Origin of the sequence: Mesorhizobium sp. M0030 (genome assembly GCF_040323695.1) — a bacterium.
Lineage (GTDB): Bacteria > Pseudomonadota > Alphaproteobacteria > Rhizobiales > Rhizobiaceae > Mesorhizobium.
The window spans coordinates 26,971-52,757 of the sequence record NZ_JAMYVE010000019.1 but is presented as its reverse complement, the minus strand read 5'-3'; the positions used below and the strand labels follow the sequence as shown (position 1 = coordinate 52,757).

The following is a 25,787-nucleotide window of genomic DNA, read 5'->3' as shown; positions in this document are numbered from 1 at the left end:
CGCGGTAAGAAGATCGTGATCGGCTGCCATCAGCCCGCTTGATCGGATCATCATTGCTTTGGACTGGACCGGGCTCATGGCTATCGCTAATGCGATCTTGCACAAGGAGTAAGCCATGCTGGATCTTTTCCCTGAGGCTCCGATCGAGATCATTTCAGCGCGAAAACTCGTAGCCAGGGTGACGGCGCTCTACGCCGCACCGTCGAATCACTTTCAGACGCGCCCAGTGGAAGCATTGCAGCTCGGTTTCGAAGGCATCGACGGCGACTTCCACGCCGGCGCCACCCGTCGTTCGGGCGGTCGCGAACCCTGGTATCCGCGCGGCACCGAAATCCGCAACGAGCGGCAGATATCAATCGTAGCAGCGGATGAACTCGCCGTCGTTGCCGAGCGGATGGGGCTGGCCGAGATCAAGCCGGAATGGATCGGCGCCAATCTGTTGATCGAAGGCGTGCCGCATCTCTCGATGCTGCCGTCAGGCACGCTGCTGTTCTTTAGAAGTGGCGTGACGATCAAGGTCGATGCGCAGAACGGGCCTTGCCGGCTTGCTGGACGTTCGATCGCCGAAAACGCCGAGATGGCCGATCGGGAGGCCGGCGCGCTGGCCTTCCCGAAGGCGGCGAAACGGCTGCGCGGCCTCGTTGCTTGGGTCGAGAAACCGGGTCGTATGACAACAGGGGAAGAGATCTCGGTGCGCGTGCCCGAGCAGTGGATTTATCGATCCTAGTACCGGGCTAGGGCACGGGCTGCGCCGCCGGGGCGACGCAGCCGGATTTCAAGACGCGCTCAGGCCGCCTTGCGGTTCTTCTTGGCGCCCTGCGCCTCGACGGAAACGTGGTCCCACTTTTCCCACAGCGCGATGCGGTTGGCGTATTCCTGCTTGATCATCGGTAGGCCGCCATCGCCGAAGAAGACGCGCAGCGGCGGCTCGGCCGCGTCGACGATTTCAAGCATCGCCGGTCCGGTGGCCTTGGGGTCGCCGGCGACCGAGTTGGCGCGGCGTTCCGCCATCTTGGCACGGGCCGGCGCGTAAGCCTCGATCGCTTTGGAGACCTTGGCCGAAGCGCCGGACCAATCGGTGGAGAAGCCGCCCGGCTCGACAAGCGTCACATGGATGCCGAATTCGGCGACCTCGATGCTGAGCGACTGGCTGAAGGCTTCGAGCGCCCATTTCGAGGCATGGTAAAGGCCGAGCGAGGCAAAGGCGTTGACGCCGCCGATCGACGAGATCTGGATGATATGGCCGGAGCCCTGCGCCCGCATGATCGGCAAAGCCGCCTGGGTGACCCAGAGCGCGCCGAACACATTGGTCTCGATCTGGTCGCGGGCTTCCTGTTCGCTGACTTCCTCGATGGCGCCGAAATGGCCATAGCCGGCATTGTTGATGACGACGTCGAGCCGGCCAAAGCGCTTGTGCGCCTCGGCGATGGCCGCATCGACAGCCTTCTTGTCGGTGACGTCGAGCTTGATCGCGGCGACATTATCGCCGTATTTCGCGACGAGATCGGCGAGCGTGCCGGCATCGCGCGCGGTTGCGGCGACACGGTCGCCGCGAGCGAGTGCGGCCTCGGCCCAGACTCGGCCAAAGCCTTTCGACGATCCGGTGATGAACCAAACCTTGCTTGTCATGACGTGGAATCCTTGCCCATGCGGGCCGTGAACTGGGAAGCGGAGGCTTCTCCGCTTCCGCGATATACGGTGCGTCGAGCGATTTTCCAGAGGCGAGGGGGAATCTTTTTGGTCACGTCATCGTGTGGAGCAGGACCTTCGCCGGTCAGGGATAGCGCACCGGGCTCGACCAGGCCGGGTCGTCATGCTTTTGCCAGTAGAGCGCCATCAAGCACTTTGTGATCCCGCCTATCTTGCCGTCGGCGACAGCAGCGCCGTCGATCACTGTCACCGGCATGATGCCGCCGGCGGTGGAAGTGATGAAGACTTCGTCGGCAGCCTTCAGCGCGGCAACGCTGACGTCGACGGCCGTGGTGGGAAGCGCTGCCTCGGCGCAGAGGTCGAAGACGGTGCGCCTGGTGATGCCGGGCAGCACGCCGGCGGCTGGCGTCGACAGCCTGCCGTCCTTGACGCAGAACACGTTGAAGCCGGGGCCTTCGGCGACATTGCCGTTGAAGTCGAGAATCAATGCGGTTTCGGCCCCACGGTCATAAGCGTCGTAGAGGCCGCGCACGAGGTCGAGCCAGTGGTAGTTCTTGATCGCCGGATCGATCGAGACCGGCGGAATGCGCACCTTGTCGCTAATGGCGACATGCAGGCCGCGCCGCAACTGCTCGGCATTGGCGACCGAGCCGAAGGGAACTGCGAAGGCCATGAAGCGGTTGACCGCCTGGCGCGGATCGCGGCTGAAGGTCGGCGAGGCGCCGCGTGTGCACAGCATTTCGACATAGGCGGCGCGATGGCCCGACAGCGCCACGCAATTGTGCAGAATCTCGGCCACACCATCGCGGTCGGACGGGATCGTCATGCGCAGTTTTTGCAAGCCGGCGAAGAAGCGGTCGAGATGCAGGTCGAGTCGGAAGAAGCTCCCGTCCCAGACATGCACGGTGTCGTAGGTGGCGTCGGAATGCAGAAAGCCCCAATCCAGCACCGAGATCTTGGCCTGCGACATCGGCAAATACTGACCATCGAGAAAGGCGACGCCGTCGGGATAGGAATGCGGATCGATATGGCGATCCGACAAAGCCGGCAATGGCACAATGCTACCGGCTGCTGCGCTTCGGTTCATGGCGATTGGTCCCTTCGGCTTGATGCGGCAGAGTCAAGCTAGTGGTCCCCTGCAGGCGGCATAGGGCCACCCAACCATCGCTGTTTGTCCTAGGTAGCACATTCGATATGCCCTATGGTCCGGCTTGAAAATATCCGGCCGGGAGGGGCAAAATGGGCAAATCTTTTCGGACCATCAGCTTTGCAATTTTCCTCGTCTTCGTCACTGGCGATGCCTTCGCGCAATGCGCTCGCGAGGGCGAGGCGCTGTGCCAGAACGGCCAGACCTATCGTTGCGAGAAGACGGGCAGCGAACTGACGCCGATCTTTCAGAACGTGCCTTGCGTGGTCAACGCGACGGGGCTCAACGGGATCTGGACCGGCAGCGGCCATCAAAGTCCGGCCGGGGCTGCCGGCGCCGATTGGGCGATCGCCATGACCATCGGCGATGGCGCCGCGTCGATCGACTATCCATCGCTCGGCTGCGGCGGATCGTTGACCCAGATTTCCCGGGACGACAGTTCGGCGGAATACCGGGAAAACATCAGCTACGGCCAGGACAAGTGCATAGACGGTGGCGGCATCACCGTCCGATTTTTCAAAGGGAACCTGTCCTGGACCTGGGTTGGCCAGGCCGACGGCCAGCCCTACAATGCGGTTGCCGTATTGAAGCGACGGTAGCTGAAGTTATTCCTCTTCGTCCTCTGCATCGAGCAGGCGCGTGGCGCGCCAACGGGTCAGCACCATATTTGTTTGCTCGATGACGAAGAACCGCGCCGAGTCGCGGTCATAGCCCTCGGCCAGCAGCTTTTCATAGTCGGTATGGCCGTGCCTGATATGGGCGATCGTCGCCAGCCAGACCGCGATGCCCGGCGGCAGTGTCTTCATGTGCACGGCGCCGGCCTCGGTGCGGATTTTCTCCATATCGGCATAGGGCGCCAGGGGCAGCAGGGCGGTCAGCGCCTTGGCGATGGCGCGGCGGCGGCCGGTGGGCGCGCTCATTTTTCGTCACGCCCGGCAATGGTCGCCTCGGGAAAGGCGTCGGTCGAGGCGAAATAGGGCTTGATGTCGATCACCGGGGTGCCGTCGAGCACATCGATGGCGTCGATGGCGATGCGGCCGTGGTCGATGTCGACGGCGATCAGGCCGGCGATATGCAGCCCGACTGGGTTCGGCCGGGCAGGGGAGCGCAGCGAGAAAACGCCTTTCGGCTCAGCCGCATGGCGGGGTCTCTGGACAATCAGTGCCCGCGGCGCGTGATGCAGCCAGGACAGGATGACGATGTGGCTGGCCCGCTCCAGCGCAAGCAGGCCGTCGCGATAGGCAGGGTCGATGAGAACCGTGGCCGCCTGTCCGGCCTCGCGCGCCGCGCGCATGTTCTTCGGGCAGCTTTCGCGCGTGGTCCATGGCGAGGCGATGCGGCCGATAAACACGATATGGCCATCCGCCGGCATGTCAGCCGGGTCGGCCTGCAGGAGCTTTTCGCCGTCGCGCGTCTCGAACATGGCTTTCGCCCTAGCACAAGTTTCTAGCCGATCGTCAGGGAAAAGCGGTTCTCTCAGGCGGGGACCATGTGTGCGGCATTTTCTTGTCAGGAAGCGACATAGGCCTTGCCATGCCGCCAAAGCTGACATAAACATATGTTTATATCTTTTCAACGAGAATACGCCAATGCATGTTTCGCTCGATACGATGGTTGATACGTTGAAGGCTGCGGCCGAATCGAGCCGGCTCCGCATCCTGGCGCTGCTGTCGCGCGGCGATCTCACCGTGTCCGACCTCACCGAGATCCTCAGCCAGTCGCAACCGCGGGTGTCGCGGCATTTGAAGCTGCTGCTGGAGGCCGGGTTGATCGGCCGCTACCAGGAGGGCTCGTGGGCCTTCTTCCGGCTGTCGGATACGGATTCCGCGCGCGACTTAGTGCTGCGGCTGGTCTCCGGCATTCATGGCGCCGATCCGCAGGTCGAGCGCGATCTAGAGCGGCTGGCGTCGGTCAAGCGCAAACGGCAGGACCGCGCCGCCGAATATTTCTCCGAGAACGCCGCCAGCTGGGACCATATCCGCTCGCTGCATGTGCCGGACCGCGCGGTGGAAGCCGCACTCCTCAAGCTGGTCGGCAAGCGGCCATTCCAGTCGATGCTAGACCTCGGCACCGGTACCGGGCGGCTGCTGGAGATATTTTCGCCGCTCTACCGGCGCGGTGTCGGCATCGACATGTCGCGCGAAATGCTGACGGTGGCGCGGGCCAATCTCGACAAGGCAGGCATCGCCAATGCCCAGGTCCGCCAAGGCGACATTTTCGCGCCGCCGGTTGAGCGCGACGCCTTCGACCTCGTCACCATCCATCAGGTGCTGCACTATCTCGATGACCCGGCACGCGCCATTCGCGAGGCGGCGCGGCTGCTGCGTCCGGCGGGCCGGCTGGTGATCGTCGACTTCGCGCCGCATGCGCTGGAGTTCCTGCGCGACCAGCACGCGCATGTCAGGCTGGGCTTTTCCGACCGGCAGATCTCCGAATGGTTTGCCGAGGCCGGGCTCGATCTCGAGGATGCCCAGGAATTCGAGCCGCGCGGCGGCAACGAAGCCAGGCTCACCGTCAAGCTGTGGCTTGGCCGCGACCGCCGCATGCTGATGGCCGAGCCTTCCAATGATACCCAACCCACCAAAGCGTACCCTATGGGGGAAATCGCCTGATGAACCAGTTCCGCTTTTCCCGCCGTCCCGACATTGGCGACAAGGTCCGCGTCTCCTTCGAGTTCTTCCCGCCGAAGACCGACGAGATGGAAGCCAGGCTCTGGGACACCGTCACCAGGCTGGAGCCGCTGAGGCCGAGATTCGTCTCGGTGACCTATGGCGCCGGCGGTTCGACGCGTGAGCGCACGGCCCGCACGGTCAAGCGCATCCTGAACGAGACGACGCTGACGCCGGCGGCGCACATGACCTGCGTCGACGCTGCCCGCCATGAGGTCGACGCCGTCGTCCGCGAATTCGCCGATATGGGCGTGAAGCGCTTCGTCGCCTTGCGTGGCGATCCGGCGGCCGGCGTCGGCACCGCCTACCGGCCGCATCCCGATGGCTATGCCAATGGCGCCGAACTTGTCGGAGCGCTGAAGGACGCCGGCGATTTCGACATCTCGGTCTCGGCCTATCCCGAAAAGCATCCGGAAAGTCCGGACTTTGCCACCGACTTCGACATGCTGAAGCGCAAGGCCGACAATGGCGCGACGCGGGCGATCACCCAGTTCTTCTTCGACAACGATCTCTACGAGCGTTATGTCGAGAAGGCGCGCCGTGCCGGCATCTACATCCCGATCGTGCCTGGCATCCTGCCGGTGCACAATTTCACCCAGGTCGCCAATTTCTCGGCGCGCTGCGGCGCGCTGGTGCCGGCATGGCTGGCCGAGCGTTTCGAAGGGCTGCACAACGATCCGCAGACGCATGCGCTCGTGGCGTCTGCCGTGGCGGCCGAGCAGGTGCTCGATCTCGTCGAGCGCGGCGTCAGCGACTTCCATTTCTACACCATGAACCGGGCCGACCTGGTGTTTGCCATCTGCCATATGATCGGCATCCGCTCCCACGAAACAGAGGCAGCTGGATCCGCCGCCGCCTGAGCTTCATCGTGGTATGAAATCTGAAATGCAAAAGGCCGGGCGAAACACCCGGCCTTTCGAATTTGTGGGCTATTGCTGCTGTTCTTCCGCTCCGGCGGTTACGGAAGAACACCTATGATAAGGGCGCCAATGAAGGCAAATGCAGCACAGATCATCAATGCGTTGATTGGCCTCGTAAGTCCCATGTCATAGTCTCCTCTTCAAGAGCTATGGGTGGAGTCTAGGGGCATTTGTGCCACAGGCAAGCGGAAAATATGCTGCAATGCGACGCGATTGTGGAATTTGCGACCTGCCACCTGCCGTTAAGCGTTGAAACTCTTCGGCAAAAGCCGCTGGCAGCCTGTGAATAAATTGTGACGCGGCCGTGGCGAAAGCGAGGCATGGCAGCGCTACCAGACCTAAAGCGCGTCGTTGTCCCAAAACCGCTGCGCACTTTTGGTCGACAGGCATTAGCGCCGACCAAACAACCGCCCGTCGATCGTCAACAGGCCAAGCGCGATCAGTGCCATGCCGCAGAACTCAAACAGAGCGAGCCGCTCGCCGAGGAACAGGAGGCCGAGCAGGATGGCGCTGGCCGGGACGATGAGCGTGACCAGCGAGGCGTTGGTGGCGCCGGCCGAGGCGACGACGTTGAAATAGAGGATGTAGGCGAAGGCGGTGGAGAGCAGCGCCAGCGCCAGCACCGCCGTCCAGACCGGCGGCGAGGCCGAGAACAGGCCGGCCGGGCCATAGGTGAGCAGCACCACCGGGATCATGATGATGGTCGACGCCGTCAATTGTCCGGTGGCGATGACCGGCGAGGGCACGCCCTTGAAGCGGCGGGCAATCATCAGCGCGACGGCGTATGACAGCGAGGCGCCGATCAGCGCGAATTTCGCCCAGACCGGGCCGCCGAGCCCGGCCAGCAGGCCGGGGCCGATCATGACAGCGGTGCCGGCGATGCCGAGCCCGATGCCGGCAAGCTTGTTCCAGGAGAGCTTTTCGTCCGCTGTCAGCGCGTTGGCGAGGATCAGCGTCCAGAACGGCGTCGTCGCATTGAGCACCGAGGCGACGCCGGCGCCAAGCGCGGTCTGGCCGGCAAAGATCAGCGAGAACGGGACGACATTGTTGGCGAGCGCCAAAAGGAAAAACAGGCCGGCATGCGGGAAGGCGAGGCGGAAGGACGGACCGCGAATGCCGAGATAGAGCTGCAGTGCAATGGCCGCAATGGCAACGCGAAACAGCACCAGCACCAGCGGGTGCATTTCGGCAACGGCGATGCGGGCAAAGAAGAACGAGCCGCCCCAGATGGCGCCGAGCAGCAGAAGCTGTCCCCAGTCCCTCAGCGTCATCGGTCCGCGCTGCACGGCTGTCGTGGCTATTGCCATCGTGAACGTCCTTCCCCGCGGCATCAATGCCAGCCACTCAGGCAGAAGGCATATCGGGTCCGGCGACAAGAGCCACCCGAAACCTGATTGCTGGCAACAGTGCTGCCAGGAGGATGCGCCGCTGGGTCAGTGCCCGCCAGACACAGAATTGTTTTCTTTGGCCGCTAGCTTGGATTAATTGTGCGCAGCCGAGAAGTCAGGGGATTCGTCCATGCAGCGATTCGAGAATGCCCGCGAGGCGGCGCTGGCGCTTCGGCCGGACGATCCGGTCTACTGCTTTCGCCCGCAGGTGCTGAAGGCGGATGCCAAACAGTTCATGGGCATGTTTCCCGGCAAGACCGCCTACGCAGTCAAGACCAATGGCGAGCAGATCGTGCTCAAGGCGCTGGTCGAAGCCGGCGTCACCGCCTTCGATGTGGCCTCGCCCGGCGAGTTCGCCGCCGTGCGCGCCGTCTCACCCGACGCCGAGATGCTCTACATGCATCCGGTCAAGGCGCAGTCGGACATCAAGCTTGCGCTGGAAAAATACGCCATCCGGGTCATTTCGCTCGACCATGAGGACGAGATCACCAAGCTGACGCGGGTGGTGCGGGCGCTTGACATCGATCCGGGCTCCATCAGCGTGTTCGTGCGAATCCAGACCAAGGGTTCGGCGGCCTATGAACTGTCGAAGAAATTCGGCGCCGGGCCGGCCTATGCGGTGGAACTCGCCGAGCGGCTCAACCGCACCGGCTACAAGGTCGGCCTGTGCTTCCATGTCGGCAGCCAGATCGAGGATCCCGACACCTATGAACGGGCGCTGGCCTCCGCCGATTGGGTGCGCAACCGGCTGACCTTCGACATTGCGGGCCTCGATGTCGGCGGCGGCTTTCCCGCCGAGTACGGCCATGACCCCAATCGCAAGCAGATCGAGATGCCGTCGCTCGGCCAGATCATGTCGCGGCTGTCGGGCGACCTGAGGGAATACCAGTTCGACCAGATCCCGTTGGTGGCCGAGCCCGGCCGGGTGATCGTGGCGCGCTGCCTGTCGCTGATCGTGCGGGTGCTGCTGCGCAAGGGCAAGCGGCTCTACATCAATGACGGCATCTGGGCGTCGCTGTCGGATTCTTGGACCGGCAAGATCACACTGCCGGCCCGCTTCATCCCCGATCCGGCGATCCGCTCGCGCAATGGCGAGGAGAAGAACATCGTGCCGTTCAAGGTCTGCGGCGCGACCTGCGATTCCGTCGACATCCTGTCGCGGCCGTTCTGGCTGCCGGAAACCGTCGACACCGGCGACTGGATCGAGATCGGCCATATCGGCGCCTATTCGCTGTCGCTAAGAACCCGCTTCAACGGCTTTTATCCCGATACCTTCGTCGAGGTGACGACACCCTTCGATGAAGGCGATGCGCCGCAGGGATTCGCCAGCCTAGAGACGATGGCGGACTAAGCGACCCCGCCACCGGCCTGGATATTCTCGCCGGTCAGCCAGCGGGCCTCGTCGCTGGCCAGGAAGACCGCGACATCGGCAACGTCGCGGGGCGCGCCGATCCTGCCAAATGGAGACATGCCGGCCGCCACGGCGCGATCGCGCTCGGGAAGCAGGTCCGTGTCGGTGAAGCCAGGCGACAGCGCATTCACGGTGATGCCGCGCGGTCCGAGTTCACGCGAGAGCACACGGACGAATTGTTCGACGGCGCCCTTGCTGCCGAGATAGAGCGCCGTTTGCGTGAAGAACATCTTGGTGCCGCCGGTGGAGACCGCGATGATGCGGCCGCCGTTTCGCACACGGCGCGCTGCTTCCTGAAGCACGAAGAACGTGCCCTTGGCATTGGTGCCGAAGACATGGTCGAAATCGGCTTCGGTTGCCTCGGTCAGAGGCTTGATGACGGCGACGCCGGCATTGGCAACCACGATGTCGATCGCGCCGAACTCACTCTCAGCCTCGTCAAACAGGCGATGAATATCCGGGACGCTTGATATGTCGGCCTGGACGGCGATCGCCTTTCCTCCCTTGCCGGCGATGGCGGCCACGACCTCGTCAGCGGCTTCGTGGTTGCCGACATAGTTGACGACGACGGCAGCGCCCTTGGAGGCGAGTCCTTCGGCGATGGCTCGCCCAATGCCGCGCGAACTGCCGGTGACGAGTGCGGTTTTGCCTTGCAAGGACTTGGGCATGATACGTTTCCTTCAATCATTCAGGCCCGTGCCGGTTTCATCCGACGGGTCCGCTAGTCGAGAAATAGGGCCATGCAACTGATCAGATAATGGCCTATTATCTGACTAGCTTGTTAATCTAGGGATACACAATGCGCGGTTCTGAATTCGCCGAGCTCAAGGCATTCGCCGCAATCGTGGAAGAGCGTAGTTTCGTCCGCGCCGCCGCCCGGCTGCGTGTTTCCCCGCCGGCGCTCAGCCAGTCGATCCGGCAGTTGGAGGCTCGCATCGGCGTCAGGTTGCTGAATCGCACGACGCGTAGTGTTTCACCCACTGGTGCCGGCGAGACGCTGTTTGCGCGCCTTGCCGTTGCGTTCGACGAGCTAGAGGGCGCCGTAGCGGACATTCATGCCGCGCGTGATCGACCGGCGGGTTCGCTACGAATAAACGTGCCGCGTGTTGCCGCGGTGCGGTTCATCGGCCCGATCCTTGGCGACTTCCAACGCGCCTATCCTGATATCGCGCTGACCGTCATCGTCGACGATACGCTGACCGACATTGTTCGAGGACGGTTCGATGCCGGAATCAGGCTTGGCGAGCGGCTGGAGAAGGACATGGTGGCAGTGAAACTGAGCGGGGATTTGCAGATGGCGGCGGTGGCCGCTCCCGTCTATCTCGAAAATCGGGCCATACCGCGCCATCCGCAGGAGTTGCATCAGCACCAATGCATAAAATTCCAGTGGCCTGGTGGCGGCAACCTCTATCGATGGGAGTTCGCGCGCGGCAAACGGTCTCTGGAAATCGCCGTCGAGGGCAGCCTGACTGTCAACGACACCGAGCTGATGCTGAACGCGGCGCTGGGTGGAGCAGGCGTTGCCTACATGATCGACTATCAGGTCCAGTCCTGGATCGATGCGGGCAGGCTGATGAGATTTCTAGAGCCTTGGTCGCCCAGCTTTCCAGGCTTCTTCCTGTATCACCCGAGTTCGAGGCACGTCCCCCCGGCTTTGCGGGCATTTATCGACTTCGTCCGGGCAAGGAGTAGGGAATAAGGAACCCAGCTTGGGCAGATTCTACTCACAGTTTCCCCAAAAGCTCCGGCGTCGGCCAGCCGTCTACCGGCATGCCGAGCCGCATCTGTTCCTTGCGGATGGCTTCGCGGGTGTTGGTGCCCAGAATGCCGTCGACGGTGCCGACGTCATAGCCCCTGGCTTCGAGCTTGGTCTGCAATTCCTTCATCTGGTCGCCATTGAGCCCGGTTTCGGGATTGCGCGGGTCGAACTGCTTTGCCCCGGCCAGCCGGCTGGCGAAGTTGGCGGCGGTCAGCGCGTAGGTGAAGGACTGGTTCCATTCGAGATAGACGTCGAAATTGTCGTAGGCGAGGAAGGCCGGACCTTTGCGGCCCATCGGCAGCGCCAGGCCGGCCTTCAGGCCATTGTCGATCAGCGGCGTGCCATCGGGATTGGTGACGCCCCAGGCGGCCCATTGCGACAGCGGCAACTTGTTGGTGCGGCCGGTCTGCTCCCAGGGCATGTCCTCGGGCACGCGCACTTCCTCGATCCAGGGCTGGTCGCGTTTCCAGCCGCGCGACAGCACCTTGTTGGCCGTGGTCATGATCACGTCGGGTACGCTGCGCCTGAGGTCGACGATGCCGTCGCCGTCGCCGTCGACTCCGCGCGCGAGATAATCGGAAGGCAGGATCTGGGTCTGGCCGATCTCGCCGGCCCAGGCGCCGGTGACGTCGGCCGGAACGACGCCGCGATCGATCAGCGTCAACAGCGGCACCAGTTGCGGCCGAAACAGCTGCGGGCGGCGGCAGTCATGCGACAGCGTCACCAAGGCGCTCAGCGTGTGGAAATCGCCCTGTACGGCGCCGAAATCGGTCTCCAGCCCCCAGAAGGCGGTGATGATCGGCGCCTGGACACCGAACTGCTGGTCGGCGCGCGCAAAGATTTCGGCGTATTTCTTCAGGTTGGCCGCGCCCTGCTTCAGCCGGTAGGCCGAGATCATGCGGTTGGAGAACTGGATGAAGGTCTGGGCGAAGACGCCCTGGGCGCGGTCACGCGCCAGCACCTTGTCGTCGATGGTGGCGGCTTCCAGCGCGTCAAGGCCGACAGCGCCGACACCGGCTGCCTTGGCTTCCGCCGCCACGCCTTGCTTCCAGGTTTCGAAGTCGCCGCCGCATTCCTGCGCCGCCGCCGGCATCGCCGCAGCGCCGAGCAGCAGGGCCGCGAGCAGCCCGGAGCGCAGTCGGCTCCTCGACTGTTTCCGGCGTGGATATCCCAGTGGTTGCAGGTAGGTGCGCATGGGACGTCGAAAAGCAGGCGGCAGAGCCGGTGTCAACGGGTGTTCTGCCGCAGCCACTTTTTCCAGGCTGCCTCAGTGCCGTTGAAGACGTTGATATCGGACTTGCCGGTCATGCCGGGAACGATACCGGTTCCGGTGTATTGCCAGAAGGTGAAGGGGTGGCTGCCGTACTTCTGGCGGGGGTGGCCGGCGACCGAGCGCAGCCAGTAGGGATAGCCGCGGAAGGTCGAAAGGTCGTTATCGTCGAAGAAGTCGACCGAGGTGTAGATGATCGGCTTCTTGCCATAGTGCCGCTCGATCATCTCGAGAAAGGTGGTCATTTCGGCCCGCACCGTCGCTGAATCCGGGCGCAGCCGGCAGGTCGGCGATTGCGGGTTCCACTCCATGTCGAGCACCGGCGGCATGGCCGAGCGGTCGACGGGCACGTTCTGGATGAACCAGCGCGCCTGGGTGGCGGCAGGCGTGCAGAAATAGAAGAAATGGTAGGCCGCGCGCGGAATGCCATTGGCCTTGGTGCGCGACCAATGCTCGTTGAAATACTCGTCGAAACGGTCGCCGCCCTCGGTCGCCTTGATGAAGGCGAAGGAGATGCCGCTGGCCTTGGCCGTCGGCCAGTCGACCGAGGTCTGGTATTTGGAGACGTCGGTGCCGTGAATGGCATAGTTCCAAGGCGCGCCGCTATCCCATTCATGCGGCTTGGAGTCTTCGAAACGCGGTGCGCGCACGGCAACCGTCGGGCTGCTGGATGGCGATATCGAGGGCACGAGATCGCCGGCGGTCGAGCAGGCGGCCAGCAGCGTCAACGTGATGAGGGCCGCGAAACGGCGCATCGCATTTCCCGAGCCGGAATCAGCCGGTCGCTGTTGGGTTGTCGTTGCAGGTGCCCCTCAGGCGATCGCCCCACAGCATCGCCTGATACGCTATTTTCGTGCATGTCGTTGTTCCAAAACCGCTGCGCACTTTTGGGCGACATGCACCAGTGATCGCCGATCATGGTTGATAACAGGTTGACAGCGCTCGACAAGAACACCGATTTTGCGGAAGCAATGGCGGCAAATCGATGACATAAATCGGGCCGCAAGCCACGGGCACCGGAAAAGCAGGGACGGAAAGATGCGGATCGCCGTGAAGATCATCAAATGGCTGCTCGGCCTGGTCGTGTTGGCCATAGCCGCCCTGTTTACCTGGCTCTACGTCGCGCCGCCCGAACTGATCCGCGTCGGTTCCGGCTATTCCGCCAAGATTGTCTGCTCGAATGTTTTTATCGCCGGCCGTGATCCCAATGAGGTGCTTGCCATCGACGTGCAGGCGCCCGGCCATCCGCTTCTCAGGCTGATGAAGGTGTCGGTCGACAAGAACAGGGGGACCGTCTCGGCCGGGCTGCTTGGCTTCCTCGGCAAGAGCGTTGCCGTTGCGCGCGCCGGCCTGGGTTGCGCCTCGGTTCCCGATGGCGACGTCGGCAAGGCACGGCGCACGTCAATCCCTGCCGAGGCGTCGGCGGCCACCAAGGGCGATCTGTGGCCCGAGGGAGATCGAGTCGATGCCTCGCAAAATCCCGAAATCAACAAGATCCTCGACGGTGCGGCGATGACCGGCATCGGCATGCGCGCCGTGGTGGTGGTCAAAAATGGCCGCATTGTTGCGGAGCGTTATGGCGAGGGCTTTTCGGCGAAAACGCCGCTGCTGGGCTGGTCGATGACCAAGACAGTCAACGCCGCGCTCGTCGGCACGCTGGTCAAGGACGGCAAGATGGCGGTGACCAATCAGGGCCTGTTCGGCTCATGGAAGGCGGACGGCCGCGCTGCCATCAGCCTTGCCGATATGATGGCGATGTCGAGCGGGCTCGAGTTCAACGAGGATTATGGCGACGTCGCGGATGTGACGCGCATGCTCTACCTCGAACCCGATATGGCGGGCTTCGCCGAGGCCAAGCCGCTGACCGGCGATGTCGGCAAGGTCTTTTCCTATTCGAGCGGCACGGCGGTGATGCTGTCGCGGCTGTGGCAGGATGCTATCGGCGACAAGGACAAGGCGCTGATGTGGCCAAGGACAGCGCTGTTCGGGCCGCTCGGCATGCAAAGCGCGGTGCTCGAAACCGACGAGGAGGGTACCTTTGTCGGCTCATCCTACCTCTATGCCACCGGGCATGACTGGGCGCGGTTCGGCCAATTCCTGCTGCAGGGCGGCGTCTGGAACGGCAACCAGATCCTGCCGGCCGGTTTCGTCGACTGGATGCGCGAACCGGCACCGGCCTCGAAAGTCTACGGCAAGGGGCAACTTTGGATCGAAGCCCCGGGGGACGAAGGAAATCCCGGCGCCGGCGTCGCCGCCGGCCTGCCCAACGATACCTACTGGATGGAGGGCCATGACGGCCAGACGGTCGCCATCATCCCGTCGGAGCAACTGGTGGTGGTGCGGCTGGGGTTGACGCCGGCCAAGCTCGGCTACAGGCCGCAGGTGATGGTCGGCGCGCTGATGAAGGCACTGCGCTAGCTCCCTTTACCCTCCCCTTGATGGGGAGGGTCGGCGCGTAGCGCCGGGGCGGGGTGCCTGGCCACCCGCGCCTTCGGCGCGACCTCCCCCATCGAGGGGGAGGTAAGAGTGCGCGATCTTGACGACCGCCAGCCAGGCATAGCCGCGATAAAGCGCGCGGAAACAGAAGCTTGCGCCGGTTCGCCGAGATTCCGATTCCAAGACTTCGCGCAATGATTCACGTGGCGTGACATGGAATTTCTTGAGCCAGCCGCGCAGCAATGTCCGGAACCAGTTGGGCAAGCCTTCCTGCTGGCCGAAATCGACGACATGCAGCGAGCCGCCGGGCGCGAGTGCCGCAAGGGCTGCCGAAACCGTCTTTTCCCAACCGGGGATCATCGACAGCGAATAGGACACGAAGATGCGGTCGAAGCGCTCGACGCCGAACAGCGTCTTGGCGTCGAAATCGGTGGCGTCGCCGCGCGCCAGCACGGCGCGGCCGGACAGGCCGTCGCGGCCGATCGCCTTGCTCGCCGTCTCCAGCATCTCGGCCGAGATGTCGAGGCCGTAGAGGCGGGCGTCGGGATAGCGGCGGGCGGCAAGCGCGATGTTGCGGCCGGTGCCGCAGCCAAGTTCGAGCACTCTGCCATTCGCCGGCACATCCAGCCCGGATATCATCTGGTCGCGGCCGAGCAGGTAATATTTGCGAGTCAGGTCGTAGATGTGGCGCTGCCAGCGATAGACGCCGTCCATCAGTTCGGCATGGTCGGCTGGCAGCTCGCTCGCGCTCATGCCGCGTGCTTCACATAGAGGTGGAAGCCGCCATAGATGGCCGAGCGGTCGCGGGCCGAACAGTCGCGCGAGGCCTCGTCCTCGTAGGTCCACTGGTCGAGCAGCGAGATCGAGACGCGGCCCGGCAGCAGGCTGGGCTCGGCGGCGGTGCGGAAGATGACTCGGGCGCCGACCGAGGCGGTGCGGGTGATCTCCGACCAAAGGGCATTGAGCTGGTCGTTCGTCATCCAGTCCTGCGCGTCGAGCAGGACGAAACGATCGACGGTGCTTGCGTCCTTGCCGGCCAGAAATTCGATCAGATTGGCGTGGTGGATGCCGACGCGATCGACATTGTTGCGGATCGCCTTGTAGTTGGCCTCTTCTAGATAGGCGGGCAGGGCGGCCTCACCCGGATTGGGATAGCGACGGGCGAAGGCTTGCCAAGCGAAGTAGTTGTTCTTCAGCGGAAAATCGCAAGCGAGCTTTTCCAGCCGGGCCTTCAGCACGCTGGCCATCGAACCATCGCCCGAGGTGATCAGCGAATCGTACTGCGCCGGCGGAATGCCGAGGCCGAACAGCGAAGCCTTGCGCGAGGTAGCCCAGCGCAACAGCTTCTTGTCGAAGACCGGCGCCAGCTCTTCGTTGAAGAAGCGGCGCTGGTCGGCGAGGCTCTTCGACGCCATGATACCGGCGGGATCGACGCCGAAGAATTTGGCGATGCGGTGGCCCATGGCGATGAACAGGCCGAGCAGGCCGGTCTGGTAGAAATTGCGGTCGAAGACGGTGATGCGCCGGCGGCCGCGCCAGCTGCGACGCTCCCAATAGTGGCGGCTGACCGGGTCGAGATGCGGCGCGATGAAGCGGTCATAGGCTTGCGAATTGTGGTTGGTGTCGGCGGCGCCGAAGAAACGGAACAGATCGCCCTGCGAGGGCAGATGCCGCACCGCCTCCAGCTTCATCCGGTTCAAGGCGATGTGGGCGGCGTTGAGGTCGACCGCATCGACGCGTTCAGGCGAGCGGGTGAGGTAGGCGAGGATGTTGCAGCCGCCCGACGCTATGGTGACGACGCGGTGACCCTGGCCAAGCTGCATGGCCTCCATGTCGACTTCAGGGTCTTCCCAGATCTGCGGATAGACGAGACCGGAAAACAAGAGGGCGAACAGCCGCTCCGAGATGCCGGCCTTCGACAGCGGGCGGTTCTGGTAGACGGCTTTTCCAACTTCCTTGCCGCGGCGAAAAACGAGATCCGAGGAGACGTCCGTCATGGCAAAGTGATTCCCCATTTGCTTTGCCGCAAGCGGGTAACTCAGGGGCATGACAGGCGGGTGACAGCCTGTTGACGCGAGTTCAGGCCTTGCCAAATCCCCCGGGTGTCGGCGTCGTCAGGATGACGGCGTCGCCGGCGTCGAGCACGGTCTGGTCGCAGGCCTTCAGCGTCTCGACGCTGCCGTCCTGGCGGCGGACCTTGGTCGAGCCGACCTCGCCGTCACCGCCGCCATCGAGGCCTTGCGGCGGGCGGTTGCGGTGCGAGGACAGTATGGCGCATTCCATCTTTTCGAGGAAACGGATCGTCCGCCTGGTGCCGTCACCGGCATCCCATTTGCCTTTGCCGCCGGAGCCCTCGCGAATGTGAAAATCCTCGAGCAAAACGGGAAAGCGCAGTTCCAGCACCTCCGGGTCGGTCAGGCGCGAATTGGTCATGTGGGTGTGGACGCCGGATGTGCCGGCAAAGCCGCGGCCGGAGTTCATCCGGCCTGCCGGCGAGCCGGAGCAGATGGTCTCGTAATACTGGTACTGCTTGTTGCCGAAGGTCAGGTTGTTCATCGTGCCTTGCGCATTGGCCATGGCACCCATGGCGCCGAACAGCGCGTTGGTGACGTGCTGCGAGGTCTCGACATTGCCGGCGACGACAGCGGCGGGGTAGGCCGGCTTCAGCATCGAGCCGTCGGGGATGATGATGTTGATCGGCCGCAGGCAGCCGGCATTCATCGGGATCAAGTCCTCGACCATGACACGGAAGGCATAGAGCACGGCTGCACGGGCGACGGGCTCCGGCGCATTGAAATTGTTCTTCTCGACCTTCGACGTTCCGGTGAAGTCCACGGTCGCCTCGCGCTTTTGCCGATCGACGGTAATCTTCACCTTGATCACCTGGCCGGTGTCGGTCGGGTATTCGTACTCAGAACTATCGGGCAGCCGCTCCAGCACGCGGCGCACGCTTTCGGCGGCGTTGTCCTGGACATGGCCCATATAGGCTTCGACGACGTCGAGGCCGAAATGGCCGACCATCTTGCGTAATTCCGCCACGCCCTTTTCGTTCGCGGCGATCTGCGCCTTGAGATCGGCGATGTTCTGGTGCGGATTGCGGGCGGGGTAGGGGTGGTCGGTGAGCAGCGTTTGCAACTCCGTCTCGCGGAATTTTCCACGATCGACAACGCGGAAATTGTCGAACAGCACGCCTTCCTCGTCGACTGTGGTGGCAAGCGGCGTCATCGAGCCGGGGGCAGTGCCGCCGATATCGGCATGATGGCCGCGCGAGGCTACGTAGAAGATTACTTCCTCCCCCCTTGAGGGGGAGGTGGCGGCGGAGCCGCCGGAGGGGGTCGTTGCGGCAGTGCTCGACGCTCTTGTGGTGCCTTCTGAGAGGACCCCACCCGGCCGCTGCGCGGCCACCCTCCCCTCAAGGGGGAGGGAAAACACCGGCGTCACCACGGTGATATCAGGCAAATGCGTGCCGCCATTATAGGGGGCGTTCAGCGCAAAGACGTCGCCGGGATGGATGTCGCCGGAGTTCAGCCGGATGATGGTTTCGACCGAGCGGTCCATGGAGCCGAGATGCACCGGCATGTGCGGCGCGTTGGCGACCAGCGCGCCATGACGGTCGAAGACGGCGCAGGAAAAGTCCAGCCTTTCCTTGATGTTGACGGAATAGGCGGTGTTCTGCAGCGTGACGCCCATCTGCTCGGCGATCGACATGAAGAGGTTGTTGAAGACCTCCAGCATCACCGGATCGGCTTCGGTACCGAGGGCAGCCGTGCGAACTTTCCGTTCCGTGCGGCGAATGACGACGTGATTGAGGTTGGTGATTTCGGCCTGCCAGCCCGGCTCGACGACGATGGTCTGGTTCGGCTCGATGATCAAAGCGGGGCCTGGGACCAGATTGGATGGGCGCAGGTTTTCGCGGCGATGGATGCCGGCCTCATGCCAGCGGCCCTCGGTGTAGATGCGCCGCGTTCCCGACGCACCCGCTTCAACCATTGCCGGTCCGGCGGGCGCAACGGCTTCGGCCGTGGTCTCGACGATCTCGGCGCCTTCCACGCCAACGGTCTCGACGATCATCGGCTTGTCATCATAGACGAACCCGAACTGCGCCTTGTGGGCGATTTCGAAATCGCGCCTGGCCTGGAAGATCGAGTCGCCTTCGAAATTCACCGGCAGCGTGGTGTCGGTGCCGTCATAGCGGATGTGCAGCACCGGCTTTGCCGCAATCTTGTCCTGCGCAATGCCTTGCGCTGCCAATTCGGCGATGACGGCTTTTTTCAACGTGCCGATGAGGCTGCCGATCTGGGTCCTGGATTCTTCGGCAAGCGGCTTCAGGAGCGCCTGCTGGCGCGACGCGAAAACCGACGACAGGCCGATACCATAGGCTGAGAGCAGACCGGAGAAGGGGTGGATCAGTACCGCCTCCATGCCGAGCGCGTCGGCAACCAGGCAGGCATGCTGGCCGCCGGCGCCGCCAAAACAGTTCAAGAGATATTCGGTGACATCGTAGCCGCGCTGCACGGAGATCTTCTTGATAGCATTGGCCATGTTTTCCACCGCGATGGTAACGAACCCTTCGGCGACGGCTTCCGGCGTGCGGCCATCGCCGATTTCGGCGGCGAGCGCAGCGAATCTTTTATGCACGGCGGCGACGTCCAGCGGCTGGTCCTGGTCTGGGCCGAAAATCGCTGGGAAGAAATCGGGCTGCAGCTTGCCCAGCATGACATTGGCGTCGGTGACGGCCAGCGGGCCGCCGCGCCGGTAGGCGGCGGGGCCGGGATTGGCGCCGGCGGAATCCGGGCCGGCGCGGAAACGGCCGGCTTCGTAGTGCAGGATCGAGCCGCCGCCGGCAGCGACGGTATGGATGCGCATCATCGGCGCACGGATGCGCACGCCGGCGACCTCGGTGTCGAAGGCGCGCTCATAATCGCCGTCATAATGGGCGACGTCGGTCGAGGTGCCGCCCATGTCGAAACCGATGACTTTCTCGAATCCGGCGAGTTTCGCCGTCTCGACCATGCCGACGACACCGCCGGCCGGGCCGGACAGCAGCGCGTCCTTGCCCTGAAACATGTCGGCGGCGGTAAGCCCGCCCGACGACATCATGAACATCAGGCGAGGGTTCTCCCTCCCCCTCGAGGGGAGGGTGGCGGCGAAGCCGCCGGGTGGGGTCGCCGCGGCAGTGCTCGACGCTTTGGTGGTGCCTCCTGAGAGAACCCCCTCTGTCGGCTTTGCGGACTGCCCTTCGCTATGGCTCCGGGCGTTCGTCGCTGAAAAAGCCAAATCGTTGGCTTTTTCTCGGCCTTTGGCCGACCGCTCCTCACCCTCCAGAAGTGGGGAGATTGGCGTCGCGCCCAGTTCTCCCGCTACTCTTTGCACATAGCGCGACAGGATCGGCGACAGATAGGCATCGACCACGGTGGTGTCGCCGCGGCCGACCAGTTTGATCAGTGGCGAGACTTCATGGCTGACCGAGACTTGGCTGAACCCGATCTTGCGGCAGACTTTCGCCACCGCCTTCTCGTGGTCGGGATATTTCCAGGCATGCATGAAGACGATGGCCACCGCATTGATGCCGTCGGCCTTCGCCTGTTCGATGGCGGGCCGGCAGGCGGCGATGTCGAGCAAGCGCTCGACCTCGCCATTGGCGCGCACACGCTCGTCGATCTCGATGACCCGCTCATAAAGCTGTTCGGGAAGAATGATCTCCTTGGCGAAGATGTCTGGCCGCGCTTGATAGGCGATCTTCAGCGCGTCGCGAAAGCCCTTGGTGATGAGCAAAAGCACACGGTCGCCCTTGCGCTCCAGCAGCGCATTGGTGGCGACGGTGGTACCCATCTTGACGTCACCGACCAGGCCCGGAGGAATAGCGGTGCCGGATTTCAGCCCCAAAAGCTCGCGGATGCCGGCTAGGGCCGCATCGGGATAGGCTTCGGGATTTTCCGACAGGAATTTCCTGGGATGCAAGCCGCCTTGCGGATCACGTCCGATCACGTCGGTGAAGGTGCCGCCGCGGTCGATCCAAAAATCCCATTTCTTGTCCACGCAGAACTCCGGCATTGCATTTTGGTCCAGACTGTTAGTTCGGCATCGCCCGGCCCGCAATCGGTAGTGCGCGGATGTTACATCAGGAAACGCAACGTTACGAAACTCATGGCCGTTTGATGCATTTTGCCTTCGACCGTTCACCGCAACGTGAGCGTGTGTTGAAGGAGAGATGTCATGAAAAAGCTCATTCTTGCTTCCGTTTCCGCCCTGGCCCTGTTCGGCGTTGCCGCCTGCAGCGACAGCGGTACGGATAACACCACCACCCAGAGCACCAATCCGCCAGCCGCCGAGCCCATGAAGCCGGCGACGCCGGATGCACCGAAGCCTGCAGAACCGGCTCCGGCAACACCTGCTCCTGCCCCCGCGCAGTAGCAGCAGTCCCGGTCACTTTGACGTGACGAGAGAGGAGGCCGGCTTCGCGCCGGCCTTCCTGCGTTTAGGTCGATTCGGGGCTCAAGGGCCTTGAACCGGCTCTTTCCTACGGTTTGGGATCTGGCGCGTCGGTTGCTTGCGTAAATTCGATCCCCTCTGCGGCGCTGTCTTGGCTTGATAGCAATGGCCGGCGGCCCTAATAAGCGCTCATGTCGATTTGGGATCGCCTCGGCGACTTCATCACCCGCGTTTCATCTTCAGCCACGTCCGGCGTCGCCGATGTGGTCGAGGCCGTGCGCACGGTTTTCTCGGGTGACGCCGATCTGCGCCGGCGCGTCGCCTTCTCTGTGGCGATGATTGCGCTGTCGGCCAAGATGGCCAAGGCCGATGGCATCGTCACCCAGGACGAGGTTCGCGCGTTCCAGGAAATATTCGAGGTGCCGCGAGAACAGACCCGCAATGTGGCGCGGCTTTACGATCTGGCCAAGCGCGACGTCGCCGGGTTCGAGACCTATGCCGAAAGTATGGCGCAGATGTGCGGCTCGGGCCATTCGAACTGCGTCATGCTGGAAGACATACTCGACGGTCTGTTCCATATCGCCAAGGCGGATGGGCTGGTGCATGAGCGCGAAGGGATTTTCCTGCACCGTATTGCCGAGATTTTCCGCATCGACGAGGTGCACTACGAGGCCATCATGGCCAGGCACGTCAATCTCGGCGCCGGCGATCCCTATATCGTGCTCGGCATTGAGCGCGGCAAGCCGTTCGAGGAGGTCAGGAAGCGATACCGCAAGCTGGTCTCCGACAATCATCCGGACCGGCTGATCGCGCGCGGCCTGCCGCAGGAATTCATCAAGATTGCAACGACCAGGGTCGCGGCGATCAACGCGGCCTATGAAATGATCGAGCGGGGCCTCAGGCACGCATGAGCGGCTTCTCGCCCGACGAGCCAAGCGCGGAGGTCAGGGTATCGCCGAATTTCGGCCCGCGGCGCGAAACGCTCAGGCCCGACATGATCGTGCTGCACTATACCGGCATGGCGACTGGTGCTGCCGCGGAAGCCTGGTTGTGCAACCCCGCAAGCGAAGTCTCGTCGCACTACCTCGTCCATGAGGATGGCCGCATCATCCAGATGGTGCGCGAAAGCGACCGCGCCTGGCATGCCGGTGCAAGTTCCTGGTTCGGTCGTCGCGACATCAACTCCTGTTCGGTCGGCATCGAAATCGTCAATCCCGGCCATTCGCTCGGCTATTCGGCCTTTCCCAAGCGGCAGGTGGAAGCGGTGATCGGGCTTTGCCTTGGTATCATCGAACGCCATTCCATTACGGCGCAAAGGGTGCTTGCCCATTCCGACATCGCGCCGGGGCGCAAGATCGACCCGGGCGAGAAATTCCCCTGGAATGCGCTGTTTGCGGCCGGGGTCGGCCATCTCGTGCCTGCGGCGCCGGTCCGGCGCGGCGCGGTGCTGAAAGCCGGCGATACCGGCGCCCAGATCGAGGCACTGCAGTCTATGCTGGCGCTCTATGGCTATGGCGTCGAGATATCAGGTGTCTTCGACCGCCAGACCGAAATCGTCGTCGAAGCTTTTCAGCGGCATTTCCGACCACGCCTGGTGGATGGCGTCGCCGACGGCTCTACGTCTAGCACGCTGCAAAGCCTGCTGACTTCCCTTAGGTCAGTTGCGTCTAAATAATCTTTTCCTGATATTCAAGTTACAGCCTGTCACTGAAAGTGAATTGCCTCGCCTTGTTCGACACAAATTCCGCCCTCAAAGGCAGTTCGTGCAAGTTATCGGACCTCCAGCCCCCCGGATGCTCCGATATTGATTAGGCGTTGCTGCGTGAAGATCTTCGCGCGGCCAAACAGAACAGGACCACATGCAGAAATTGACCGTTGTAACGGCAGCTATTGCTGCCGGAGTAATGACTTTTGCCTTCAGCACGGCCGATGCCGCACCACTGAGCCAGAGGGCAGACCAGGGCTTCATCGCCGCACCCGCCAAGGCCACCATGACGAAGGCAAACCCGAAAGCAAAAAGGGCAACCACCGCGAAAGTGCGCAAAGCAGCCGTGGTGAAGGCCAGAAAAGCCACGGCCAAGAGGCATTTTAAGCGCAACAGGAAGAGCGTCGACCTGACGACGACCGCATCGATCCGCCCAAGCACCGCTGCGGAGTCGACTGCGGCAGCCGCGCATGGCGGCCAGTATTCGGCAATCATTGCCCGCTATGCCGCGGCCGAAGGCGTGCCGGTGTCGCTGGCCCAGGCGGTCATCAAGATCGAGAGCAACTACCGGCCGAACATCGTCGGCGGCGCGGGTGAAATCGGCCTGATGCAGATCAAGCCGGCAACGGCGCGGATGATGGGTTATAGCGGCTCCGCCAAGGGTCTGTTCGATCCCGACACCAACATCAAATACGGCATGAAGTACCTTGCCATGGCGCGCAATCTCGGCGGCGGCACCACCTGCGGCACGATCCTGAAATACAATGCCGGCCATGCCGCGACGAGGATGAACCCGGTGTCGGCGGCCTATTGTGGCAAGGTCAAGGTGCAGTTGGCGGCATTGGGATCGCCGGCATAAGTCTGCTTTTTCATTTGCGTTTTGGAACGTGAACCCCTTTATACGCTCTGCCAGCTGGCCGGGCGGCCGCACCCGCAAAGCCGAAAGGCTGCGGGTGAGGAAAGTCCGGGCTCCATGGAAACACGGTGCCGGTTAATGGCCGGCGGGGGCGACCCCAGGGAAAGTGCCACAGAAAGCAAACCGCCACGATTTATCGGGGCAAGGGTGAAAGGGTGGGGTAAGAGCCCACCGCGCGACTGGCAACAGGAGCGGCACGGTAAACCCCACCGGGAGCAAAACCGAATAGGGACGGTGCGAGGGGAAACCTTCGAGGGCTGTTTCCGGCTCACCGTCCGGGTAGGTTGCGTGAGGCGCATGGCAACATGCGCCCAAGATGAATGGCCGCCACGTTCTCGCCCCGAAAGGGGCGAGGGCCATACAAAACCCGGCTTACAGGCCAGCTGGCAATTTCTCCCCCATATCGCGATTAATCCTTTGGATCAGCAGTCTGCGCCTTCGGGCGCAGCTGGCGATTCAGGTGCTTGAGCGATTGAATCAACTGCACCGGGCGGGTCGAGACAAACGCAGCATCACGCTTTCGCCGGAACTGGCGGCGGCGGTCGACGATGTCGTGGCCGCCGGCGAATACGCCTCGGCCAGCAAGTCATCCGTGATGCGCTGCGGCAATGGAAAGACCGCCGCGACCTGCTCGGCTACACGGTCGAGGAACTGCGCAGGCTGGTTCAGGAGGGGATTTACAGCGGAACGGGACGATTTGCGTCGATGGACGAGATCAAAGCCGAAGCACGTAAGGACAGGTTGTCTGACGACCTTGAGAGCGGGAGGATAGACGGACCTCTGTTCATGAAGCGCTTGCGAGCCAAATATGCCGCAGTGACTGAGGCAAGGGACTCGAAGAAGTGAGATCGCTTCAGAGGTTGACGCTGCCCCTCATCCCCCTGCCGGGACCTTCTCCCCGTACAGTGACGGGGAGAAGGGGCAAGCCGCCTCAGACGCCGATCTTGTCCAGCGATGCCTCGATCGCCTGCCAGAGTTCTTCCACCGGCTCGCAGCCCACCGACAGGCGCACGAAGCCGGGCGGAACCGAATCTCCTCGCTTGGCCCGCCGCTCGGCGGAGGTGTGGACACCCCCGAACGACGTTGCCGCCTGCATCAGCGTGCAGTTGTTGATGAAATCCTCGGCCTTGTCTTCGGAAGCGAGTTCGAAGGACACGAGGAAGCCGAAGCGCTCCATCTGCGCCCGGGCGAGGTTGTGCGACGGGTCGCCCTCCAGCCCGGGGTAGCGCAAGCCGCTAACGGCGCGATGGTCTTTCAGGCGCTTCGCGATCACCTCGGCAGAAGAACACATGCGGTCGAAGCGTACGTCCAGCGTCTCCAGGCCGCGATGCACCAGCCAAGCGTCGAACGGGCCGGGAATGCCGCCCGCGGTCTCGCGCCAGCCGGTGACGTCCGCGATGATGTCTGGATTGCGGCTGGCGACATGGCCGAACAGCACGTCGGAATGCCCATTGGCCGCCTTGGTGTCGGCAGCAACGACAATGTCGGCGCCGAGATCGAGCGGACGCTGGCCGAACGGCGTCATCGTGGTGTTGTCGACGACGACGATCGCGCCCGCTTGGTGCGCGGCCTCGGTGACGGCTGTGATGTCGCAAATGTCCAATCGCGGATTTGACGGGGTTTCAACGTAGACAAGGCGGTAGCCGTCGAAGCCGCCGTCGAGGAATGTAGATGTCGGCCGCAGATCATAAATGACGCCGAACGGCTTGAGGAAACGCTCGGCCAGCGCCCTTGTGGCGTGATAGCCGTCGGAGGGCAAAAGCACGCGGTCGCCGGATTTCAACAGGCCGAAAAACACCGCCGAGATCGCCGCCATCCCCGAGGGGAAGCCGACGCATGGCGCGTCTTCGAGATGCGCCAGCATGTGCTCGACCGCATCCCAGGTGGCGTTGCTGTAACGGCCGTACTGACTGTAGCCGGCGCCGTCGCCCGGGTTGTGGAAAATAGCGGCCATGGTCAGCGGCAATGGGATGGGGTCGCCTTTGACAAGTCCGTCGCGACGCAGATGGGCAAGGGAGGCCGCGCGGGACCTGGCTGTTTCGGACATGGATTTCTGACCTTGTTGCTCAGCGAAAAGACTGACG

Annotated in this window: 23 protein-coding genes, 1 other RNA gene and 1 pseudogene; 13 read left to right on the top strand and 12 right to left on the bottom strand. The window is 63.2% G+C overall.

Features of this window, described 5'->3' with window-relative positions; all coding sequences use genetic code 11:
* The first annotated feature begins 115 nt into the window (after positions 1-115).
* Positions 116-727: an MOSC domain-containing protein gene (locus NKJ80_RS28640; protein WP_023697036.1), complete on the top strand. Its 612-nt coding sequence runs from the start codon at positions 116-118 to the stop codon at positions 725-727.
* 59 nt (positions 728-786) lie between these two features.
* On the opposite strand, the gene NKJ80_RS28635 is transcribed toward NKJ80_RS28640, so the two are convergent.
* Both NKJ80_RS28635 and NKJ80_RS28630 read right to left on the bottom strand, forming a co-directional pair.
* The gene (locus tag NKJ80_RS28635; RefSeq protein ID WP_023697035.1) at positions 787-1,629 is read right to left on the bottom strand and encodes an SDR family oxidoreductase; all 843 of its coding nucleotides are present in this window, start codon (positions 1,627-1,629) and stop codon (positions 787-789) included.
* A gap of 145 nt (positions 1,630-1,774) precedes the next feature.
* Positions 1,775-2,737 (bottom strand): aminotransferase class IV, encoded by a 963-nt coding sequence (locus NKJ80_RS28630; RefSeq protein ID WP_352498781.1) that lies wholly within the window; start codon positions 2,735-2,737, stop codon positions 1,775-1,777.
* A 152-nt stretch (positions 2,738-2,889) separates the two neighbouring features.
* On the opposite strand from NKJ80_RS28630, the gene NKJ80_RS28625 reads away from it, so the two are divergent.
* Positions 2,890-3,396 carry a hypothetical protein gene (locus tag NKJ80_RS28625; protein WP_023729363.1) on the top strand — a complete coding sequence of 169 codons (507 nt, stop codon included), beginning with the start codon at positions 2,890-2,892 and terminating at the stop codon, positions 3,394-3,396.
* A 6-nt stretch (positions 3,397-3,402) separates the two neighbouring features.
* On the opposite strand, the gene NKJ80_RS28620 is transcribed toward NKJ80_RS28625, so the two are convergent.
* Complete coding sequence (locus NKJ80_RS28620) at positions 3,403-3,717, bottom strand: DUF2293 domain-containing protein (RefSeq protein WP_023668245.1); 315 nt, start codon at positions 3,715-3,717, stop codon at positions 3,403-3,405.
* The gene (gene tsaA / locus NKJ80_RS28615) at positions 3,714-4,220 is read right to left on the bottom strand and encodes a tRNA (N6-threonylcarbamoyladenosine(37)-N6)-methyltransferase TrmO (RefSeq protein ID WP_352498780.1); all 507 of its coding nucleotides are present in this window, start codon (positions 4,218-4,220) and stop codon (positions 3,714-3,716) included. The genes NKJ80_RS28620 and tsaA overlap by 4 nt, the downstream gene beginning before the upstream one ends.
* A gap of 166 nt (positions 4,221-4,386) precedes the next feature.
* Here tsaA and NKJ80_RS28610 point away from each other — a divergent pair, with 166 nt between their 5' ends.
* Together NKJ80_RS28610 and metF are read left to right on the top strand one after the other, a co-directional pair.
* Positions 4,387-5,409, top strand: a complete 1,023-nt coding sequence (locus tag NKJ80_RS28610; RefSeq protein WP_023668247.1) for an ArsR/SmtB family transcription factor — start codon at positions 4,387-4,389, stop codon at positions 5,407-5,409.
* Entirely contained in the window at positions 5,409-6,326 is a 918-nt protein-coding gene (gene metF / locus NKJ80_RS28605) for a methylenetetrahydrofolate reductase [NAD(P)H] (protein ID WP_023668248.1), read from the top strand. The genes NKJ80_RS28610 and metF overlap by 1 nt, the downstream gene beginning before the upstream one ends.
* Positions 6,327-6,775: 449 nt before the next feature.
* On the opposite strand, the gene NKJ80_RS28600 is transcribed toward metF, so the two are convergent.
* The gene (locus NKJ80_RS28600; protein ID WP_023668249.1) at positions 6,776-7,693 is read right to left on the bottom strand and encodes a DMT family transporter; all 918 of its coding nucleotides are present in this window, start codon (positions 7,691-7,693) and stop codon (positions 6,776-6,778) included.
* Positions 7,694-7,904: 211 nt separating this feature from the next.
* Between NKJ80_RS28600 and NKJ80_RS28595 the strand changes: the two genes are divergently transcribed.
* The gene (locus NKJ80_RS28595; protein ID WP_023668250.1) at positions 7,905-9,125 is read left to right on the top strand and encodes an alanine racemase; all 1,221 of its coding nucleotides are present in this window, start codon (positions 7,905-7,907) and stop codon (positions 9,123-9,125) included.
* On the opposite strand, the gene NKJ80_RS28590 is transcribed toward NKJ80_RS28595, so the two are convergent.
* A complete protein-coding gene (locus tag NKJ80_RS28590; protein ID WP_352498779.1) occupies positions 9,122-9,853 on the bottom strand; it encodes an SDR family oxidoreductase in 732 nt (243 codons plus the stop codon). The two genes, NKJ80_RS28595 and NKJ80_RS28590, sit on opposite strands and share 4 nt — an antisense overlap.
* A gap of 131 nt (positions 9,854-9,984) precedes the next feature.
* Here NKJ80_RS28590 and NKJ80_RS28585 point away from each other — a divergent pair, with 131 nt between their 5' ends.
* Positions 9,985-10,884: a LysR family transcriptional regulator gene (locus NKJ80_RS28585; RefSeq protein WP_352498778.1), complete on the top strand. Its 900-nt coding sequence runs from the start codon at positions 9,985-9,987 to the stop codon at positions 10,882-10,884.
* 25 nt (positions 10,885-10,909) lie between these two features.
* Here the strand turns inward: NKJ80_RS28585 and NKJ80_RS28580 are convergent, their stop codons facing one another.
* Both NKJ80_RS28580 and NKJ80_RS28575 read right to left on the bottom strand, forming a co-directional pair.
* Complete coding sequence (locus tag NKJ80_RS28580) at positions 10,910-12,139, bottom strand: lytic murein transglycosylase (RefSeq protein WP_023668253.1); 1,230 nt, start codon at positions 12,137-12,139, stop codon at positions 10,910-10,912.
* A gap of 32 nt (positions 12,140-12,171) precedes the next feature.
* Entirely contained in the window at positions 12,172-12,969 is a 798-nt protein-coding gene (locus tag NKJ80_RS28575; protein ID WP_352498777.1) for a glycoside hydrolase family 25 protein, read from the bottom strand.
* 283 nt (positions 12,970-13,252) lie between these two features.
* Between NKJ80_RS28575 and NKJ80_RS28570 the strand changes: the two genes are divergently transcribed.
* On the top strand, positions 13,253-14,632 hold the full coding sequence (locus tag NKJ80_RS28570) for a serine hydrolase domain-containing protein (RefSeq protein WP_352498776.1): 1,380 nt from the start codon (positions 13,253-13,255) through the stop codon (positions 14,630-14,632).
* A gap of 6 nt (positions 14,633-14,638) precedes the next feature.
* Here the strand turns inward: NKJ80_RS28570 and NKJ80_RS28565 are convergent, their stop codons facing one another.
* The 3 genes from NKJ80_RS28565 to NKJ80_RS28555 are packed head-to-tail and all read right to left on the bottom strand — an operon-like array spanning position 14,639 to position 20,689.
* Positions 14,639-15,403, bottom strand: a complete 765-nt coding sequence (locus NKJ80_RS28565) for a class I SAM-dependent methyltransferase (protein ID WP_023753066.1) — start codon at positions 15,401-15,403, stop codon at positions 14,639-14,641.
* Positions 15,400-16,698, bottom strand: a complete 1,299-nt coding sequence (locus tag NKJ80_RS28560) for a BtaA family protein (RefSeq protein WP_352498775.1) — start codon at positions 16,696-16,698, stop codon at positions 15,400-15,402. Before NKJ80_RS28560 ends, NKJ80_RS28565 begins: the two co-directional genes overlap by 4 nt.
* A gap of 31 nt (positions 16,699-16,729) precedes the next feature.
* Positions 16,730-20,689 (bottom strand): hydantoinase B/oxoprolinase family protein, encoded by a 3,960-nt coding sequence (locus tag NKJ80_RS28555; protein WP_352498774.1) that lies wholly within the window; start codon positions 20,687-20,689, stop codon positions 16,730-16,732.
* A gap of 177 nt (positions 20,690-20,866) precedes the next feature.
* Here NKJ80_RS28555 and NKJ80_RS28550 point away from each other — a divergent pair, with 177 nt between their 5' ends.
* From NKJ80_RS28550 to NKJ80_RS28525, 6 genes and pseudogenes are all read left to right on the top strand, one after another.
* Complete coding sequence (locus NKJ80_RS28550; protein WP_023668260.1) at positions 20,867-21,064, top strand: hypothetical protein; 198 nt, start codon at positions 20,867-20,869, stop codon at positions 21,062-21,064.
* Between the two features lie 209 nt (positions 21,065-21,273).
* Positions 21,274-21,993: a J domain-containing protein gene (locus tag NKJ80_RS28545; protein WP_023668261.1), complete on the top strand. Its 720-nt coding sequence runs from the start codon at positions 21,274-21,276 to the stop codon at positions 21,991-21,993.
* Positions 21,990-22,757: an N-acetylmuramoyl-L-alanine amidase gene (locus NKJ80_RS28540; RefSeq protein WP_352498772.1), complete on the top strand. Its 768-nt coding sequence runs from the start codon at positions 21,990-21,992 to the stop codon at positions 22,755-22,757. The genes NKJ80_RS28545 and NKJ80_RS28540 overlap by 4 nt, the downstream gene beginning before the upstream one ends.
* Positions 22,758-22,941: 184 nt before the next feature.
* Positions 22,942-23,646 (top strand): lytic transglycosylase domain-containing protein, encoded by a 705-nt coding sequence (locus tag NKJ80_RS28535; RefSeq protein ID WP_352498771.1) that lies wholly within the window; start codon positions 22,942-22,944, stop codon positions 23,644-23,646.
* A gap of 50 nt (positions 23,647-23,696) precedes the next feature.
* Positions 23,697-24,094: RNase P RNA component class A (gene rnpB, locus NKJ80_RS28530), an RNA gene on the top strand.
* A 90-nt stretch (positions 24,095-24,184) separates the two neighbouring features.
* Positions 24,185-24,549, top strand: a pseudogene (locus NKJ80_RS28525) (type II toxin-antitoxin system ParD family antitoxin).
* A gap of 85 nt (positions 24,550-24,634) precedes the next feature.
* Here the strand turns inward: NKJ80_RS28525 and NKJ80_RS28520 are convergent.
* Positions 24,635-25,750 carry a cystathionine gamma-lyase gene (locus NKJ80_RS28520; protein ID WP_352498770.1) on the bottom strand — a complete coding sequence of 372 codons (1,116 nt, stop codon included), beginning with the start codon at positions 25,748-25,750 and terminating at the stop codon, positions 24,635-24,637.
* Between the last annotated feature and the right edge of the window lie 37 nt (positions 25,751-25,787).

Coding starts and splice junctions, on each gene's coding strand:
- NKJ80_RS28600 (WP_023668249.1), bottom strand. CDS start 7,693: ATGGCAATAGCCACGACAGCCGTGCAGCGCGGACCGATGACGCTGAGG.
- metF (WP_023668248.1), top strand. CDS start 5,409: ATGAACCAGTTCCGCTTTTCCCGCCGTCCCGACATTGGCGACAAGGTC.
- NKJ80_RS28595 (WP_023668250.1), top strand. CDS start 7,905: ATGCAGCGATTCGAGAATGCCCGCGAGGCGGCGCTGGCGCTTCGGCCG.
- NKJ80_RS28630 (WP_352498781.1), bottom strand. CDS start 2,737: ATGAACCGAAGCGCAGCAGCCGGTAGCATTGTGCCATTGCCGGCTTTG.
- tsaA (WP_352498780.1), bottom strand. CDS start 4,220: ATGTTCGAGACGCGCGACGGCGAAAAGCTCCTGCAGGCCGACCCGGCT.
- NKJ80_RS28565 (WP_023753066.1), bottom strand. CDS start 15,403: ATGAGCGCGAGCGAGCTGCCAGCCGACCATGCCGAACTGATGGACGGC.
- NKJ80_RS28550 (WP_023668260.1), top strand. CDS start 20,867: ATGAAAAAGCTCATTCTTGCTTCCGTTTCCGCCCTGGCCCTGTTCGGC.
- NKJ80_RS28635 (WP_023697035.1), bottom strand. CDS start 1,629: ATGACAAGCAAGGTTTGGTTCATCACCGGATCGTCGAAAGGCTTTGGC.
- NKJ80_RS28580 (WP_023668253.1), bottom strand. CDS start 12,139: ATGCGCACCTACCTGCAACCACTGGGATATCCACGCCGGAAACAGTCG.
- NKJ80_RS28545 (WP_023668261.1), top strand. CDS start 21,274: ATGTCGATTTGGGATCGCCTCGGCGACTTCATCACCCGCGTTTCATCT.
- NKJ80_RS28570 (WP_352498776.1), top strand. CDS start 13,253: ATGCGGATCGCCGTGAAGATCATCAAATGGCTGCTCGGCCTGGTCGTG.
- NKJ80_RS28620 (WP_023668245.1), bottom strand. CDS start 3,717: ATGAGCGCGCCCACCGGCCGCCGCCGCGCCATCGCCAAGGCGCTGACC.
- NKJ80_RS28610 (WP_023668247.1), top strand. CDS start 4,387: ATGCATGTTTCGCTCGATACGATGGTTGATACGTTGAAGGCTGCGGCC.
- NKJ80_RS28590 (WP_352498779.1), bottom strand. CDS start 9,853: ATGCCCAAGTCCTTGCAAGGCAAAACCGCACTCGTCACCGGCAGTTCG.
- NKJ80_RS28575 (WP_352498777.1), bottom strand. CDS start 12,969: ATGCGCCGTTTCGCGGCCCTCATCACGTTGACGCTGCTGGCCGCCTGC.
- NKJ80_RS28540 (WP_352498772.1), top strand. CDS start 21,990: ATGAGCGGCTTCTCGCCCGACGAGCCAAGCGCGGAGGTCAGGGTATCG.
- NKJ80_RS28535 (WP_352498771.1), top strand. CDS start 22,942: ATGCAGAAATTGACCGTTGTAACGGCAGCTATTGCTGCCGGAGTAATG.
- NKJ80_RS28560 (WP_352498775.1), bottom strand. CDS start 16,698: ATGCCCCTGAGTTACCCGCTTGCGGCAAAGCAAATGGGGAATCACTTT.
- NKJ80_RS28585 (WP_352498778.1), top strand. CDS start 9,985: ATGCGCGGTTCTGAATTCGCCGAGCTCAAGGCATTCGCCGCAATCGTG.
- NKJ80_RS28520 (WP_352498770.1), bottom strand. CDS start 25,750: ATGTCCGAAACAGCCAGGTCCCGCGCGGCCTCCCTTGCCCATCTGCGT.
- NKJ80_RS28625 (WP_023729363.1), top strand. CDS start 2,890: ATGGGCAAATCTTTTCGGACCATCAGCTTTGCAATTTTCCTCGTCTTC.
- NKJ80_RS28640 (WP_023697036.1), top strand. CDS start 116: ATGCTGGATCTTTTCCCTGAGGCTCCGATCGAGATCATTTCAGCGCGA.